This window comes from Bartonella propinqua (assembly GCF_047263965.1).
Lineage (GTDB): Bacteria > Pseudomonadota > Alphaproteobacteria > Rhizobiales > Rhizobiaceae > Bartonella.
On record NZ_JBLEBK010000006.1, the window covers coordinates 1 to 16,676 of the forward strand.

Consider the following 16,676-nt stretch of genomic DNA (forward strand, 5'->3'; position numbering starts at 1 on the left):
TGACTAAGGCTGCTTAACGTTATGGGGGTGCTGTCTCCTCCCTAGCATCCCCGCCCTCTCTCATAACAACTTTTCATTAAATGCGTGATTCACGTCACAAGTGAATTGCATCTAAAATTAGGAGACTCGATATGGCTCATCGTCAACCTACCATAACCCAACCAGCGATTGCTCGTGCTTTAAGAGAAGCCAAAAAACAAGGCGCAGAGGTTGTAGAAATCAAGCCCACAGGCGAATTGTTAATCTATCTTAAAACTGGAATCGAAGTTCCTAAGACAGCTACCCCTCCAGACAGCTTATTAGAGTTGTCAAAAGACGAGTATTACGAAGCTCTTCTCTCTAAGCTGTGAAACTCCCATGCCTAAACCACGTCCCCCTCATCTCGTTAAACAAATCACCCAGCATGGTAAAATTGTATGGTATGTACGTATCGGTCATGGATCACGACGTAGAGTACACGGAACTTACGGAACGCAAGAGTTTATCGACAGTTACAAAAGAGCGCTTGCTGAATTGCAAGGTATCATCCCTCCTAAACCTAAAGTAGGAAAACTTATTGAAGGTTCATTTGCATGGCTTCTCAAACAATATTTTAACAGCGTCGATTGGCATAGCCTAGCTAAAGGTACCAAAAAACAAAAAGAACTTATCTTGATGAAAGTATGCGACTCCATAGGAAATATTCCATACAGAGAAATCAAAAAAGCACATATTACAGCTGGAGTTGAACGACGCAAAGAAACACCAGCAATGGCTAGAAACTTTCTGAAAGCACTCAATGGTCTTTTTAAATGGGCAATTGATCAAAGTCTTTTAGAAAATAACCCAACCGTAGGAGTAAAGAGACCTCCCCTAAAAAATAAAGATGGCTTTCCTACTTGGACAGAAGAAGATATAGAGCAATATTATCAAAAATGGGCGATCGGTACACATGAACGTGTCTGGATCGATGTGCTTCTGTATACAGGTTTAAGACGTGGTGATGCAGTACGCATTGGCTGGAAAGATGTAAAAGATAATATTATTCATCTAAAGACAGAAAAAAGTAAATTTCAAACAGATGTCTTTCTTCCCATTTTACCTGAACTCACAGAAATCCTTAAAACTAATCCTATTGGAGATGAAACATTCATTTGTGGTAAAGAAGGTAAAAAATTAACTAAAGAAAGCTTTGGCAATCTATTTCGTGAAGCATGTAATGCAGCAGGAATAAAAAAGTCAGCACATGGATTAAGAAAATTAGCAGCAACACGTGCTGCCAATTCAGGTGCAACTTTATCTCAATTAAAAGCACTTTTTGGCTGGACAAATGACAGTATGGCATCTCTTTACACTAAAAGTGCTGACCGTAAAAAACTTTCTCTAGAAGCGATAAAAAAATTGCAGAAGAACTAAAAAAAATCTTCTATGACTTTACTTATAAATAAATCTCAAAGCAAGCCATTGCGGTGCGCTTCACATGCAAAAAAATTTGGCATAATTTTTTTACTACGCGAAAATTGTTCATGAGAGTTTATATTTTGATAATTTTCAGAAATCTTGATGTTTGCTTTCAATACTTTTTTCATTTCATTAGCTATAGCTCGAATAACAGGAACAGAAACACTATTACCAAACTGTTTGTACGCTTGTACATCTGACACAGGTATTGCAAAATTATCTGGAAATCCTTGCAATCTCGCAGCTTCCCTAGGTGTTAATTTTCGAGGATTTTTGTCACTTTGAGCTATCAAAATTTCACTGCCATCTTTGTAGTATCGTGCAGATATGGTGTTAGTATGCGAAGAATTTTGGTCTATCAAACTATAACCAAAACCTTTGCCATTTATTTTATTTTGTTTTTTCCGACGCTGATGTCCATCCCACAGTCTATCGCTAATCGTATATTTATCAGAAACATTAGTTTCTAAAATATCTCCTACTCTCGTTTGCACCAACAAAGGATCTGGAAACTTAAATTTTACAGATGAATCAGAAAAACCAACAATATAAATACGCTCTCGATTTTGAGGAACACCAAAATCACGCGCTCTGAGCACATCATAAAACACACTATACCCAACATCTCTAAGATGATGCAGAATTGTATTTAAAGTCTGTCCTTTATTGTGCCCCTTTAATTGCTTAACGTTCTCGAGTAAAAACGCTTGAGGTTTCCTATAAGATAAAATTCTTTTTATATCGAAAAACAAAGTCCCTCGCGTATCAGAAAAACCTTTTTTTAAGCCTGCTTGAGAAAAAGGCTGACACGGAAACCCCGCTAACAAAACATCGTGTTCTGGTACATCGCATTCGTTAATTTGTGTAATATCACCATGAATAAATTCATTACCAAAATTAGTTTGATACGTCTGTATAGCATGAGCATCAATTTCAGATGTAAAAACACACTGCACACCAGACTTGCTGAAAGCCTGCTCAAAACCCAATCTTATTCCTCCAATGCCAGCAAATAAATCGATGATTTTAAGCATCTTTTCTCCAAAAATTAAAAACCTTTGGAATTTTTTCCAAAAAATATTCCTCAAAATCAATAACATCGAGATTACGTTTGAAACACTCTCTATTTTTGATTTCTTTTAAAACAACTAAAACAATACCCATCTCAGATATCTGCTGTAGCTTTTTTTCGCTCATGGTACCATCAACAGTCAATAAGTAAATACTATTAACTCCTAATCGATGCTTTTCTTCCACAACCTCCTGCCAACGCTCTCGTAAGGTGGTTTTTATTGAACCAATTATAACCTCTTCAGGGCATTGTCTAAATTCTTCAATACCAGGCAAAATCGAATCAACGGGACTACTACTATTATTTGATTTACCAAAAACTTTCTTTATTTCATTCTTCACTACACTTTGTGAAGCAAACGAATAGCTGAAATAATTGTATAAATAATATATAATGTTTTCAAATGTTGCTCCAGCTCGCGATCTGTTTGCTTGTGTATTACTTACACAAAAGCTGTAAAGATATGGACCCATAATCTCAGTATAATTGCCAAACGTTTCCATTAACTTTTCAAAAAAAATGCCTTTATTAGTAGCATTGAACTCAAAAAAAACATCAGCCAAATGTTTTATTTTTGAATTTCGAATGCCGAATTTTTTTCCTATTTCTCTAAAAACAATACCATTAAAAATCGCTTCCTTTTCCAAAAGAGTTGTATAAGCCTCTTCTCTTAAAAAAAGAATGGTGTCAGAAATTTTATCATTCGAAAGATAATCAAATATAGTATTTTTATTTTTTTTTATCACTGATTCCAATATTTCTTTATTAGAAGGTACGAGTGAACTTCTTTTTTTCTCTAAATAATTTTTGAATTCTTTTTTTTGATCTTCATTTAATCGAAAAGAAGATATATTTAAGGAGGAGGATTGCGCCATTTTGAATCTCTGTAAATAAATATAGAATCTAATATGATGCTAATTAGCACGTTGCTAAAAATAGAAACAACTATCAAGTTGATTTTCTGTTTATCTTTACAACTTTGCAAACAAAATAAAGACAATAACTCATAAAAAAATTTTATCGAACGTACGCACAAGCAGGCTTTTTTGAATCAGCACATGGATTAAGAAAATTAGCAGCAACACGTGCTGCCAATTCAGGTACAACACTTTCACAAATGAAGGCACTCTTCGGATGGACAAATGACAGTATGGCATCTCTTTACACTAAGAGTGCTGACTGTAAAAAACTTTCTCTAGAAGCGATAAAAAAGCTTCAAAAAAGTGAGGGATAGGATGCTAAAAAAACTAATAGAATCAATAACCATACAATTCCCTCACCTTATAATAACCCATTGATTTTAATAACTTTATTCGCTCCTGTCACGCCCACCATTCCTTTTTTATAAAGATAGTAAATTAATTTTAGTCGCGTATTTTTTTATAATTAAAAACAAAGCAGTTAAGTGATTAGATGATATAGAGATTATCGTTCATCATATCAGAATCAATAAATTAAAGATGACAATATTCAAATTTGTTTTTCTGTCTTATCATAAAGACACTTCCAACGCTTTTTAACATTTCTTTTTAAAATGGTTGTACTAAACTTATAAATAGAAAGAGTTTGAGCTTTAAAATTCTCACAGCAATTCCACTTTCCACTTTATTGCAGAAAATCTGCTTGCATTAAACAGCTATTAATGAGCGTATTTACGTTGATTATTAAATTTTTATAATTTTCGTATAGCTACCCAAAAAAAAATTTAGACTCCACATTTTAACTTAGAAAAAAATGAAAAAATTAACTGGTTCACTCTGAATTTTTTTTTGCAATAAAACCTGATGTGAATCAGGATAGTAATGGCACTTCTTGTAATGTACCTCTCTATAAAGAGCACTATTTCAATCAATAAGTTGAAGAAATTTATATTATCCCTCACAATATTCTTGCCTCTGGTAAAAAAGCTTGCCTCCCGCACCTTTATCATTTTATTAGGTAGCTCTATTTATAGCATTTCATGATATTGCAAATCATCAACAGTCACCTATTAACTTGGTGACTGTTTCCACTTACATAACTTTCCAGCCACCATAAGGCGACAACATACAAATAGCTCCAAAATAAAATGATAAAATTAGCGAACGTTATTTCATTATGCAATCGTCAATTATTCATTTTTGAATAAATCTTTATTCATACTTTGGTGCACTTTTCTCTTTTCTCGAATTAAAAAATTTAAGTGTATAAAAGCAAATAACAAGCCAAAGAATCCAGCTGATACCTATAATTAAAACTGGTCGCGTATCATCAAAAAACCATAACAAACCAAAAATAAAAATCATAAACAAAATAGAAAAAATCGACCCTATTGGCCATAATGGAATTGGAAATTTTAAATCACGCTGTACTCTCTGAGACATTCTTAACCGCATAAAAATTTGTGAAAGTAAAATCATCATCCAAACAAAAACTGTTGCAAAAGTAGCCATTGCTGCAATAAGAAAAAAAAGTCGGTCGTGGTATAAATAATTAAGAAAAACTCCAAAAAGAAAAACGACCAAGATGAGTAAAATAACAAAAATTGGTATACCGTTTTTTGATAAATATTGAAACTTCTTTAACGCATAACCCTCATGCGATAGCCCATGTATCATACGACCAGCACCATACATTCCACTATTCATCGCCGAAATAGCTGCTGTGACAACGACAATGTTCAAAACATTAGCTGCTGATGAAATTCCAAGGTTTTCAAAAATTGAAACAAAAGGACTTTCCATAAGACCAATTTCATTCCAAGGATAAAGTGACATTAAAATAGCTAAAGTCATGATATAAAAAAGCAAAATACGAATCGGAGTAGAATTAATTGCCTTTGAAATAGTATAATGAGGATCTTGCACTTCCATCACTGCCATCCCAATGATTTCAATGCCACCAAAAGCAAAGACAACAACGCTAAAACAAGCTAAAAAACCAAACCAGCCATTGGGAAAAATACCACCATTTTTCCATAAATTATGAATATTAACAGTAGAGGAAACTGTACTTGTGCCCCAACCAAATAAAATAATTGCTACTCCTAAAACGATCATAGCAATGATAGCAATAACCTTAATAAAAGAGAGCCAAAACTCTAGCTCACCATATACTTCTACTGCTGCCAAATTAATACCAGTAATGATCAGTGTGATACTAAGTGCCCACATCCAAGGAGCAACATCAGGGTACCAAAATCCCATATAAGTTGCAAAAGCTGTAATATCGGCCAAACCAACAAGAACCATCTCAAAGACATACGTCCATCCTGTTAAAAAACCAGCCAATGGTGATATGTAGTTTGCAGCATAACGGGCAAAAGAACCTGGCAATGGATTATGAATAATCATTTCACCAAGAGCTCGCATAACCATAAAAATAACTAAACCAGAAATACAATAAGCAATTAAAACACTCGGACCCGCAAGCCTAATCGCTTGTGCAGACCCATAAAAAAGACCCGTACCAATAGCAGAGCCAAGGGCTAAAAAAATAACTTGGCGCTTACTCATACCTCGTTTAAGTTCATTTTTTACCATTTTTTGCCTTATTTAAAACGCGACCACCCCCTTCATAAAGATAAAATTCATAAATTAATAAACATCAAAGCCAATCGAAGTGCAAAAAACCTCTAATGAATCTGAAGAACTTGCAATTTTGATTGCTTCATTTTCATAAAATAGAACAGCATCATCACGGCTAAAACGCATAATTTTATTTTAAACGGTGAATGCAATGGATGTTTAACAAAAAAAATGGCTCCCTTTTGTCTTCTCAATTTCTACAATTGAGGATACTTTTCACATATCATCACAGCGCTCAAATTTAACGCTTGTTGCATTTAGCAAAAAAATTTTTTAGGAGCAAGTATCATCAAACGCTCAACATGGTGATAAAAATTTCTCTGCATAACTATAATAACATCACCAACTTGTCATAGAAAGGATGAATATGCCACCAATCAATAAATGGCATATTCATTACAATGCTCAAATATATCATCGAGCTTCAAAATTCTATGTGAGGAAACCTCAAAATTAAGTGTCTCTCCTTTTTATTTGACTTCACAATAAATATTATTTTGCTTCTAGCTGTGGAAAAATTGTCTCTGGCAAAATGGATAATAAGTGTCCTTCACTCACAAGTAAATGCCCTTTGTGGAGATCTGGAGCCATATAGCGGTCTGCCTTAAGAGTATCAATATCTTTGCGTAAACGCTCCATAACAGACTGCAATGAAGCGCTTGTTTTTAAAGGAGCGCGATACTCAATTCCTTGTGCAGCAACAAGCGTTTCAATACCAATAATAGTAAAAAGATTTTCACTCATTGCCAATAATCGACGAGCGCCATGGCAAGCCATTGAAACATGATCTTCCTGATTTGCTGAAGTTGGTGTTGAATCAACCGATGCAGGATGTGCCATTTGTTTATTTTCAGACATTAAAGCAGCTGCTGTTACTTCAGCAATCATAAAACCTGAATTAAGACCCGCGTTTTGTGCTAAAAAAGCTGGAAGTCCATAAGAAATTGCTGGATCAACCATAAGAGCAATGCGTCTTTGAGAAATCGCCCCTATTTCACATAAAGCAAGAGCAATCTGATCAGCCGCAAATGCAACAGGCTCAGCGTGAAAATTTCCGCCCGAAACAACTGTACCATCACTTAAAATTAAAGGATTATCTGTAACTGCATTTGCTTCAATAATAAGTGTTTTTGCTGCTGCAGTAAGAACATCAAAACACGCACCCATAACCTGTGGCTGACAACGTATACAATAAGGATCTTGCACACGGCTATCATCACGCAAATGCGCATCCCGAATTCCTGACCCCTCTACAAGCTGTTCTAGTGTTTGCGATACAACAATTTGCCCATAATGACCACGTAAAATATGGATATCAGGATGAAACGGTGCTGTTGAACCCATAATAGCATCTGTTGTCAATGCCCCTGCAAGAAGTCCACCACACAATGCCCGATAACCTCGAAAAAGACCCGCAAGGGCAAGTGCTGTCGATGTTTGAGTACCATTAATAAGAGCCAAACCTTCTTTTGCTTCTAAAACAATAGGAGATAACCCTGCTTTCTCTAGAGCAGCTGCCCCACTCATGCGCGTATTTTGAAAAAAAGCTTCTCCTTCTCCCATCATAACAGCAGCCATATGAGCAAGCGGTGCAAGATCACCTGATGCACCAACTGATCCTTTTTCAGGGATAACAGGAATAACTCCTTTTTCAAGCATATTTTCTAATAAATGCACCAATTCTAAACGAACACCAGAAGCCCCTCGCCCCAGCGAAATAAGCTTTAAGGTCATGATTAAACGCACAACATTTTCCGCTAAAGGCGTCCCTACACCACAACAATGTGACAAAATAAGATTTTTTTGTAAAACAGTCACATCGTTTGTATCAATTTTAATCGAAGCTAGTTTGCCAAAACCAGTATTAATGCCGTAAACTGGTTCACTCCCAGCTGCAATTTCAGCAATACGTTCTGCGCCTTTTTTAATAGCGAAATGCGTATCACTATGAAGTTTGCTTACCTCACCATTTAAATAAACAGCCTCAAGTTCGTTAAGCGTTACCTTACTTGGATTTAGTATAATAGTCATAATTTTCTTTCTTATTTATTTAAAGTATAATACCTTGAACGTCATTTGTTTATTCTATAAAACAAAAAAGAGTACAATGATTTTATAACATTTATATGATGGTTTAAAACCAATTAGGTAAATAAATTTTACCAATTTTTTCATTTACTAAATATAAATACTTTTTTATTACCTTTTTTAGCGCATCATAGAAATAAAAATACGAAAATATCACATAAATAATATTTAATACGATTAATTGATTCTAAATTCGAATAAAATTTTCTTATTAATTACCAAATTTAAAAAAATTTATTTTATAATTATGATGATTATACATAATTAATTTAGCAAGATTAATTATCAAAAAATTAAAATTACATACGATATATAATCATATTATTTATTATAAAACATAAAATTAATAAAAAAAGATATATTTTTTAAATTAATATCAAATATTCAAATTTAATTAATATAAATTTATTTAAAATTTTAATTTATATTATTCAATATATATATTATGATAAGTATAATATTTTGTTTATACGAATGAGTGAATAAAATTACTGGATAATTTTCATGAAACAGTACCAGTACCACGCGCTCAACAAAATAGCTTAAGGCATAGTAGTAGCTGGAAAAAATATCAATAATCAAAGCACTGTCCTTTACAAAGGGAGTCTATGATTAAACCATCAATAGCAAATTTGCTTCAGAACTAAAATGAATGATGAAGCGTAAAACTATTACAGTGAATAAAGATTACCTCATTACAAAAAATACAAATAATTGAGCTTTGAGATTATGAAAAATGCTTATCTTACGAATTATCGCTGTCAGTATGGAAGACGTAAAAAATATATAAAATTGTAAACAGCTTGCCAAAAGTAAATATGAAAGGATCGTGTACATATATACCTCAATATTGTTTACAGAAAAAAATAAATTATGATGGCATAATATTATATCAAATTAAAGCTTACAGAAACTTTGCTACTACTACGAAGAGAAAAATAGGTGCTTAAATAGCATTCTGCAACACAAAGAGAATGTGTAGGTATCTAAAAATGCTAAAGTTTACAAAATGCGGTGATTGGCAATACTCTCAAAATTCGCAGTAATGTTATTATGATTTACGATAATATTTAAATTTATGGCGAGCTCTGAAACTGGTGAAGATGATCAATATGGAAATGCTAATGTTACTGATAAAGCACATATTTCTGGATTTGCCAAAGTTAGCTAATAGCAACTGAGTATTTCAGATCATGTAACAAAAAAGGGTTATTGAGTGAATTTAAAAAAATAAAAATGATTAACCTATTGATTATCATTTAAAAAATAAAGTGGTGCACCCGACAGAATTCGAATCTGTGACCTCTGCCTTCGGAGGGCAGCGCTCTATCCAGCTGAGCTACGGGTGCTTATGGCTGATTTCAAAATCAGCTGTAGTCTTTTAACCGATCATACTCTCAGCTTCAATGATGAATTGTCATTTCGAAAGAAATATTTAAAATACGCGTTTATGATTTATACAATTCTGCAATCTTCTTATCCTATACAACTTTTATTATAACTTCAAAATTCTAAAAAAGTAAGTTAGAAATAAGTTACAAATATATCAGGATAATTTTTAATGACTACTTTACCAAGCCGTTTTCATTTCATTTCCGCTGAAACTCAAGAAGCCATTAAAGCTACGAATAAATTAATTTCCATTTATGGTCACTCTTCTCTTGAAGAAACTGATGTTGTTATTGCGATTGGTGGCGATGGAACAATGTTACAAACAGTGCGAGATGTTATGGACACTGGAAAACCTATTTATGGTATGAATCAAGGCTCTGTAGGTTTTCTTATGAATGAATTTCATGAAGAAAAGCTGCCAAACCGCATTGCTGTCGCACATAAAAAAGAAATCCATCCACTGCGCATGATTGCAGAATCTGAATATCAAGGTTATGTTGAGGCACTTGCAATCAATGAAGTATCTCTTTTTCGTCAGTCTTATCAAGCAGCTAAGATTCGGATCAGCATTGATGGTAACGTACGCATGGAACAATTAAGTTGTGATGGTATCCTCGTTGCTACACCAGCAGGATCTACTGCATATAATTTGTCAGCACACGGACCGATTTTGCCTCTCATGGCTCCCCTTATGGCACTTACCCCCGTTAGTCCCTTTCGTCCTCGACGCTGGCATGGAGCACTGCTTCCCAATACAGTAACAGTACGCTTTGATATGCTCGAACCCAATAAACGTCCTGTAAATGCTGCAGCCGATAATGTTGAAGTTAAATCTGTTCGCTCAGTTACCATTGCATCAGCTGCTGAAGTAACAGCTTCAATCCTTTTTGACTCTAACCATTCGTGGGACGAACGTATTTTATCAGAACAATTTCGCTATTAATTATTGTATTATGCTTTTTATACATATATGTCCGTTATAGTTGACTTTTTTGTAAATGCGCCTTAACCATCTTTAATGATGCAGAATGTTTAATCTTGCTAACAATTCAAATAACTAGGTTAAAATTCCAAAGCAATTGACAGGAAAAATGATATCACCTTTAAACAGTTTCGATGATTTAGGTCTTTCCGCAAAGGTTCTTAAAGCAGTAAAATCAGCGGGATATACAGCTCCAACGCCTATTCAGAGTAGAACCATTCCTCATGTTCTTCAAAAAAAGGATGTTTTAGGAATTGCTCAAACAGGGACTGGGAAAACTGCCTCTTTTGTTTTACCTATGCTCACATTACTTGAGAAAGGTCGTGCAAGAGCAAGGATGCCGCGAACTCTCATATTAGAACCAACGCGGGAACTTGCAGCCCAAGTTAAAGAAAATTTTGATAAATACGGGATAAATCATCGTTTAAATGTCGCACTTTTAATTGGCGGTGTTTCTTTTGAACACCAAGAGCGTAAACTTGAGCGGGGTGCCGATGTTCTTATAGCAACACCAGGACGTCTCCTTGATCATTTTGAGCGTGGCAAATTACTTCTAATGGGTGTTGAAATTCTTGTTATTGATGAAGCTGATCGCATGTTAGATATGGGGTTTATCCCTGATATTGAACGCATCTGTAAAATAACCCCCTTCACGCGTCAAACTTTGTTTTTTTCAGCAACAATGGCGCCAGAAATTACGAAATTGACAAAGCAATTTTTACATTCTCCTGTATCTGTTGAAGTAACAAAAGCATCCTCAACAGCAACAACAATCACACAACGACTTGTTAAATCTGGAAGTAAAGCATGGGATAAAAGAGCTGTTTTGCGAGATCTTATCCACAATGAAGGCGATGAACTTAAAAATGCTATTATTTTCTGTAACCGAAAAAGAGATATTTCTGAACTTTTTAGATCTCTCGTCAGACATAATTTCAGTGTAGGTGCACTTCACGGAGACATGGACCAATACTCACGTATGAATACATTGACTGATTTTAAAGACAATAAACTCACACTTCTTGTTGCATCTGATGTTGCTGCCCGTGGGCTCGATATTCCAGCTGTCAGTCATGTTTTCAACTATGATGTTCCTACGCACGCTGAAGACTACATTCATCGCATTGGTCGTACAGGACGTGCAAATCGTAGCGGAAAAGCTTTTACGATTGTCACAAAAGCTGATCAAAAATATATCAGCGCCATTGAAGAAATAAGCAACGAAAAAATTGAATGGTTGAATGGAGACTTATCAACCTTAATGACCAATGATCAAGACAATGATGCCGTTTCAAAAACAAAGCCTGCAAAATCATCAAAGAAAACTCTTCGAAAAAGAGAGATTGTACAAGTGAAAAAATCCTTAAAAGATGACAAAGCAGACTGCACTGAAAACACCAATAAAAAAGAGATCCCACCTGAACGACATCGTACTCGGAAAAATAAAAATCACACTTTCCTTGGATTTGGTGATGATATCCCAGCATTCATGCTTATCAAAATCCGCAATTAAATTAAATACTTGGCTTGATAATACAGAAAAATTTCTACAATCTTCCGTATTGCTGGTTTCATCCCTTTAGATAGTCAACTTTTTTATTACCTTCTCACGCCCTAAAAGTTGCAAAAGCTTTCCCATTTCAGGACCGTGATCCATTCCAGTTAGTGCTTGACGTAACGGCATAAACAAAGCTTTCCCTTTACGACCTGTTTTTTCTTTTAACGCTGTTGTCCACACTTTCCAGCTATCATCATTCAATGCACCTTCAGGTAAAAAATCAATCGACTGATGCACGAATGCACGATCCTCAAGCGCAACTGTATTAAAATTCTGATCCCCATAAATAATTTTCCACCACAAAGCAGCATCATCCACCTTATCAATATTACCTCTTATCGTATTCCAAAAACATTCTGCCTTTTCCCCATCAATAGAAAGCTTTTTAAGCCGAGTTTTAACTTCCTCATAAGTTAATTCATGGACAAGATGACTATTCAAAGCAAAAAGATCAGCAACATCAAACTTTGCAACCGATCTTGACGTATCTTGAAGATTAAAATGCTCTAAAAGAGCTGCTTGATTGGGATAAGCATGTACATTTTGTGATGTTCCAATCAAAACAGCAAGACACTGAACAGCCATAGATTCCATTCCCTCTTTCCGTAAAGAGCGAATGGAAAGATCACCATCACGCTTTGAAAATCCTTTTCCTGAAACTGTAGTCAATAAATTAATGTGACCAAACATTGGCGGATTTACCTTAAGAGCTTCAAAAAGAGCAAGCTGTGCAGCTGTATTAGTGATATGATCGTCACCACGAATAATATGTGTAACCCCCATATCTATATCATCAACCACAGAAGGTAGCGTATAAAGATAGCTTCCATCTTCACGAATTAAAACAGGATCTGAAAGAGAAGCCAAATCAATCGTCTGTCTCCCCTTTACAATATCTTCCCAATAAACTTCCGTTCGTTTTGTGTGCAATGGATCATTTTCAAAATTAGGTAAAAGAAAACGCCAATGAGGTTTACGACCTTGATCTTCAAATGCTTTTTGATCTTCTGGTGTTAATTTTAATGCTTCACGATCATAAACAGGAGGTCTTTTGCGTGAAAGCTGAATTTTGCGGCGCCGTTCCAATTCTTCTGCCGTTTCATAACAAGGATAAAGAAGACCGCTTTGTTTTAAAGTTTCCGCAACTTTATGATATCGACTCACACGTTTAGATTGGTAATAAATTTCATCTGGTTTTATACCAAGCCATTCAAGGTCAACCATAATACCATCAACATACTCTTGTTTAGAGCGCTCAACATCTGTATCATCAAAGCGCAAAATAAATACTCCATTATTCGCTTGTGCATAAAGCCAGTTAAATAATGCAGTGCGAGTATTACCAATATGGATATAACCTGTTGGAGATGGGGCAAAACGAACTTTTATCATTTAATAATGCTCAACTTTTATCACGAAAATGATTGACGATAGGATAACGACGATCACGTCCAAAATTCTTATAACTAATTTTTACACCAGGTGCAGATTGTCGTCTTTTGTATTCTGCTAAATAAAGAAGATGTTCAATTTTCTCAACCGTTTCTCTTAAATGTCCACGTTTAACAATATCATCAACACTCATGTCGTTTTCTATAAGAGATTGCAAGATATCATCTAGAATAGGATAAGGAGGAAGAGAATCTTCGTCTTTTTGATTTTCTCGAAGCTCTGCGGAAGGTGCTTTTTCTATAATATTGGGTGGAATTACAATCTCTTTTGGTCCTTTAAAATTCTGCAAATGGTTTTTATTGCGCCACTCAGCTAATGCATAGACCTGCATTTTATAAATATCTTTAATGGGATTAAATCCTCCGTTCATATCACCATAAAGAGTCGCATATCCTACAGCCATTTCCGACTTATTGCCTGTTGTTATCACCATTGAGCCAAATTTATTCGAAAAAGCCATTAAAATAGTTCCACGTATACGGCTTTGAAGATTTTCTTCTGTAGTATCAGATGGTAGCCCTAAAAAAACAGGCGCCATTGTATTTAAAACAACCTCAACAGGTTGCGCAATCGATAATATTTCATAACGACATCCTAAAAAATGTGCACAATCTTTAGCATCCTTCAATGATTCTTGCGAAGTATAATGATAGGGCATCATTACAGTACAAACTCTTTCAGCGCCAAGTGCATCCACTGCCATTGCAGCACAAAGCGCAGAATCAATTCCTCCTGAAAGACCCAGAACAACATCCTTAAAGCAATTTTTCTTGACATAATCTCTTAAGCCCAACACGCAAGCTTGATAATCAGCAGCTAATCCATTGAGAAGATCTTCACTTGGACCAGAAATACAGTGCCATCCAGTAAATTTTCGTTGCCAATGACTCAAGGCAATATGACTTTTAAAATGTTTCATTTGAAACACTGTTTTCCCCTGCTCATTCAACGCAAAAGATCCTCCATCAAAAACCAATTCATCCTGACCACCAACTTGATTAGCATAAATAATCGGCACACTGGATTGAATAGCTTGTGCACGAACAACCTCTATACGTTTTAGTGCTTTGTTACGACAATAAGGAGATCCATTAAGGACAAGAATAATTTCAGCTCCTTTATTGCTAAGCTCTGCACAAATAGAGGAATCATTCCAAATATCTTCACAAATCACTATTCCCAATTTTATTCCATGATAGATAATAGGCTCAGGACGTGGACCTAGAGAAAATACGCGCTTTTCATCAAACTCAGCATAATTAGGTAAATCAAACTTCAAGATCTCAGATACTATCTGTCCTGCATCAAGAAGCATAGCACCATTGTAAATCTTGCCGTTATGCCTTAGTGGGATACCAATTACAATTCCTGGTCCCCCTTCTGTTATCTTTGCTAATTTTTTAACAGCACCTTCACATGCTTTTGTAAAAGCGGGTTTTAAAACAAGATCTTCTGGAGGATAAGCACTTATAAAAAGCTCCGTGAATAAAACAAGATCAGCCCCCTCTTCTTTAGCTTTTTGATGCGCCATCACTGCAAGAGAAAAATTTCCCTCAATATCGCCAACAACAGGATTTAATTGGGCAACCACTACTCGAAAATCATTTTTCATAAGTTTTTGTATCATCTCATCAGCTTGGTAATCACAGCTCTGTTGTAATCACCAAAATATCCACTTTTTCAAAAATCCACCCATAAATACCTAAAATAATAAAATGTTTATATAATTTTCTGTTTAGCCATTCATACCTATAGCTAATAAATCAGTATCACGATTTTTCTTAAGAAGTTCAGCAACAAGAAAAGCTAATTCCAATGCTTGATCTGCATTTAATCGTGGATCACAATGCGTATGATAGCGATTAGATAAATCTTCTACAGAAATAGCATGTGCACCACCTGTACACTCTGTTACATCACAACCCGTCATTTCAATATGAATTCCACCTGGATAAGTTCTTTCTTCACGGTGTATTGAAAAGAATTTTTCTACTTCCTTTAAAACATAATCAAAAGGGCGCGTTTTATAACCATTTATGGTAACTGTATTGCCATGCATTGGATCACATGACCATATAACTTTACGATTCTTGCGCTTAACTGCACGGATCAATTTTGGAAGATACTCCTCAATCTTATCATAACCAAAACGAGTAATAAGAGTCAGCCGACCTGACTCATTTTCAGGATTCAGAATATCAATCAAGCTTAAAAGTTCATCAGGCTCAATGGAAGGACCACACTTCAACCCAATAGGGTTTTTAATACCGCGGCAATATTCGACGTGAGCATGATCAATCTGACGCGTGCGATCACCAATCCACAACATATGACCAGAGGTTGCGTACCAATCTCCAGAAGTTGAATCAATCCGTGTTAAAGCTTCTTCATAACCAAGCAAAAGTGCTTCATGACTAGTATAAAAAGGTGTTTCACGTAATGAAGAGTTCGTTTTGGACGTAATTCCTATAGAGCGCATAAAATCAATTGCTTCAGAAATACGCTCTGCCAATAGCTTATAACGCTCACCTTGTGGGCTACTAGAAATAAAACTTAACATCCATGTGTGGACATTTTCTAAATTAGCATACCCACCTTGTGAAAAAGCGCGTAAAAGATTAAGCGTTGCTGCTGACTGACGATAAGCCATCGACATCCGTCGTGGATCAGGAATACGAGAATCCGTGCTAAATTCGATACCATTAATAATATCTCCTCGATAAGCAGGAAGCTCGACTCCTTCTTTGCTTTCCATATCAGAAGAACGTGGCTTTGCAAACTGACCAGCAATGCGACCGACTTTCACGACTGGCTTAGAACTCCCAAAAGTTAAAACAATTGCCATCTGCAAAAACACACGAAAAAAATCACGGATATTATCTGCTTCATGCTCTGCAAAGCTTTCAGCACAATCTCCACCTTGCAATAAAAAAGCCTGACCTTTTGCAACTGCTGCTAATTCATTTTTTAAACTCCGTGCCTCACCAGCAAAAACCAAAGGAGGATAGCTGCGCAATTTTTGCTCAATATCTTCTAAAACAGATTTATCTGGATAATTTGGAACTTGTTTAATTGGCTTTGCTCTCCAAGAGTTAGGCGCCCATTCTTTTATCATTGCACTTCTCT

The 16,676-nt window shown here is 35.4% G+C and carries 11 protein-coding genes, 1 tRNA gene and 1 pseudogene; 5 read left to right on the top strand and 8 right to left on the bottom strand.

The genetic code is table 11. From position 1 onward, the window contains the following. Window positions 1–131: 131 nt before the first annotated feature. Both ACMFKV_RS05310 and ACMFKV_RS05315 read left to right on the top strand, forming a co-directional pair. Entirely contained in the window at window positions 132–350 is a 219-nt protein-coding gene (locus ACMFKV_RS05310) for a hypothetical protein (RefSeq protein ID WP_413154684.1), read from the top strand. A gap of 7 nt (window positions 351–357) precedes the next feature. After that, window positions 358–1,395, top strand: a complete 1,038-nt coding sequence (locus tag ACMFKV_RS05315) for a tyrosine-type recombinase/integrase (RefSeq protein ID WP_413154685.1) — start codon at window positions 358–360, stop codon at window positions 1,393–1,395. Window positions 1,396–1,430: 35 nt separating this feature from the next. Here the strand turns inward: ACMFKV_RS05315 and dcm are convergent, their stop codons facing one another. Together dcm and ACMFKV_RS05325 are read right to left on the bottom strand one after the other, a co-directional pair. Further along, window positions 1,431–2,474: a DNA cytosine methyltransferase gene (gene dcm, locus ACMFKV_RS05320; protein WP_413154686.1), complete on the bottom strand. Its 1,044-nt coding sequence runs from the start codon at window positions 2,472–2,474 to the stop codon at window positions 1,431–1,433. Then, on the bottom strand, window positions 2,467–3,387 hold the full coding sequence (locus ACMFKV_RS05325; RefSeq protein WP_413154687.1) for a type II restriction endonuclease: 921 nt from the start codon (window positions 3,385–3,387) through the stop codon (window positions 2,467–2,469). The genes dcm and ACMFKV_RS05325 overlap by 8 nt, the downstream gene beginning before the upstream one ends. Before the next feature lie 161 nt (window positions 3,388–3,548). Between ACMFKV_RS05325 and ACMFKV_RS05330 the strand changes: the two are divergent. Continuing rightward, a pseudogene (locus tag ACMFKV_RS05330) lies at window positions 3,549–3,746 on the top strand (tyrosine-type recombinase/integrase); the annotation flags it as partial. Between the two features lie 898 nt (window positions 3,747–4,644). On the opposite strand, the gene ACMFKV_RS05335 reads toward ACMFKV_RS05330, so the two are convergent. The 3 genes from ACMFKV_RS05335 to ACMFKV_RS05345 all read right to left on the bottom strand — a co-directional run bounded on the left by ACMFKV_RS05335 (window position 4,645) and on the right by ACMFKV_RS05345 (window position 9,515). Further along, on the bottom strand, window positions 4,645–6,033 hold the full coding sequence (locus ACMFKV_RS05335; RefSeq protein ID WP_413154688.1) for an amino acid permease: 1,389 nt from the start codon (window positions 6,031–6,033) through the stop codon (window positions 4,645–4,647). A gap of 537 nt (window positions 6,034–6,570) precedes the next feature. Continuing rightward, complete coding sequence (gene hutH / locus ACMFKV_RS05340; protein WP_413154689.1) at window positions 6,571–8,109, bottom strand: histidine ammonia-lyase; 1,539 nt, start codon at window positions 8,107–8,109, stop codon at window positions 6,571–6,573. A gap of 1,329 nt (window positions 8,110–9,438) precedes the next feature. Further along, window positions 9,439–9,515, bottom strand: a tRNA-Arg gene (locus ACMFKV_RS05345). Between the two features lie 212 nt (window positions 9,516–9,727). Here ACMFKV_RS05345 and ACMFKV_RS05350 point away from each other — a divergent pair. Together ACMFKV_RS05350 and ACMFKV_RS05355 are read left to right on the top strand one after the other, a co-directional pair. Further along, window positions 9,728–10,501, top strand: coding sequence for an NAD kinase (locus ACMFKV_RS05350; RefSeq protein WP_413154690.1), 774 nt, complete (start codon window positions 9,728–9,730; stop codon window positions 10,499–10,501). Window positions 10,502–10,649: 148 nt separating this feature from the next. Beyond that, window positions 10,650–12,053: a DEAD/DEAH box helicase gene (locus ACMFKV_RS05355; RefSeq protein ID WP_413154691.1), complete on the top strand. Its 1,404-nt coding sequence runs from the start codon at window positions 10,650–10,652 to the stop codon at window positions 12,051–12,053. Between the two features lie 66 nt (window positions 12,054–12,119). Here ACMFKV_RS05355 and gltX read toward each other — a convergent pair whose 3' ends face one another. The 3 genes from gltX to ACMFKV_RS05370 form a co-directional block, all read right to left on the bottom strand. Continuing rightward, window positions 12,120–13,490: a glutamate--tRNA ligase gene (gene gltX, locus ACMFKV_RS05360; RefSeq protein WP_336288449.1), complete on the bottom strand. Its 1,371-nt coding sequence runs from the start codon at window positions 13,488–13,490 to the stop codon at window positions 12,120–12,122. Between the two features lie 10 nt (window positions 13,491–13,500). Continuing rightward, window positions 13,501–15,162: an NAD+ synthase gene (locus ACMFKV_RS05365; RefSeq protein ID WP_413154707.1), complete on the bottom strand. Its 1,662-nt coding sequence runs from the start codon at window positions 15,160–15,162 to the stop codon at window positions 13,501–13,503. 123 nt (window positions 15,163–15,285) lie between these two features. Then, window positions 15,286–16,665 carry a class II 3-deoxy-7-phosphoheptulonate synthase gene (locus tag ACMFKV_RS05370; RefSeq protein ID WP_413154692.1) on the bottom strand — a complete coding sequence of 460 codons (1,380 nt, stop codon included), beginning with the start codon at window positions 16,663–16,665 and terminating at the stop codon, window positions 15,286–15,288. Window positions 16,666–16,676: the final 11 nt, after the last annotated feature.

What these genes read in the sequence shown, in the direction of transcription:
- ACMFKV_RS05350 (WP_413154690.1), top strand. Translation starts at nt 9,728, where the DNA reads ATGACTACTTTACCAAGCCGTTTTCATTTCATTTCCGCTGAAACTCAA.
- ACMFKV_RS05325 (WP_413154687.1), bottom strand. Translation starts at nt 3,387, where the DNA reads ATGGCGCAATCCTCCTCCTTAAATATATCTTCTTTTCGATTAAATGAA.
- ACMFKV_RS05365 (WP_413154707.1), bottom strand. Translation starts at nt 15,162, where the DNA reads ATGAAAAATGATTTTCGAGTAGTGGTTGCCCAATTAAATCCTGTTGTT.
- ACMFKV_RS05310 (WP_413154684.1), top strand. Translation starts at nt 132, where the DNA reads ATGGCTCATCGTCAACCTACCATAACCCAACCAGCGATTGCTCGTGCT.
- ACMFKV_RS05355 (WP_413154691.1), top strand. Translation starts at nt 10,650, where the DNA reads ATGATATCACCTTTAAACAGTTTCGATGATTTAGGTCTTTCCGCAAAG.
- ACMFKV_RS05335 (WP_413154688.1), bottom strand. Translation starts at nt 6,033, where the DNA reads ATGGTAAAAAATGAACTTAAACGAGGTATGAGTAAGCGCCAAGTTATT.
- hutH (WP_413154689.1), bottom strand. Translation starts at nt 8,109, where the DNA reads ATGACTATTATACTAAATCCAAGTAAGGTAACGCTTAACGAACTTGAG.
- dcm (WP_413154686.1), bottom strand. Translation starts at nt 2,474, where the DNA reads ATGCTTAAAATCATCGATTTATTTGCTGGCATTGGAGGAATAAGATTG.
- ACMFKV_RS05315 (WP_413154685.1), top strand. Translation starts at nt 358, where the DNA reads ATGCCTAAACCACGTCCCCCTCATCTCGTTAAACAAATCACCCAGCAT.
- gltX (WP_336288449.1), bottom strand. Translation starts at nt 13,490, where the DNA reads ATGATAAAAGTTCGTTTTGCCCCATCTCCAACAGGTTATATCCATATT.
- ACMFKV_RS05370 (WP_413154692.1), bottom strand. Translation starts at nt 16,665, where the DNA reads ATGATAAAAGAATGGGCGCCTAACTCTTGGAGAGCAAAGCCAATTAAA.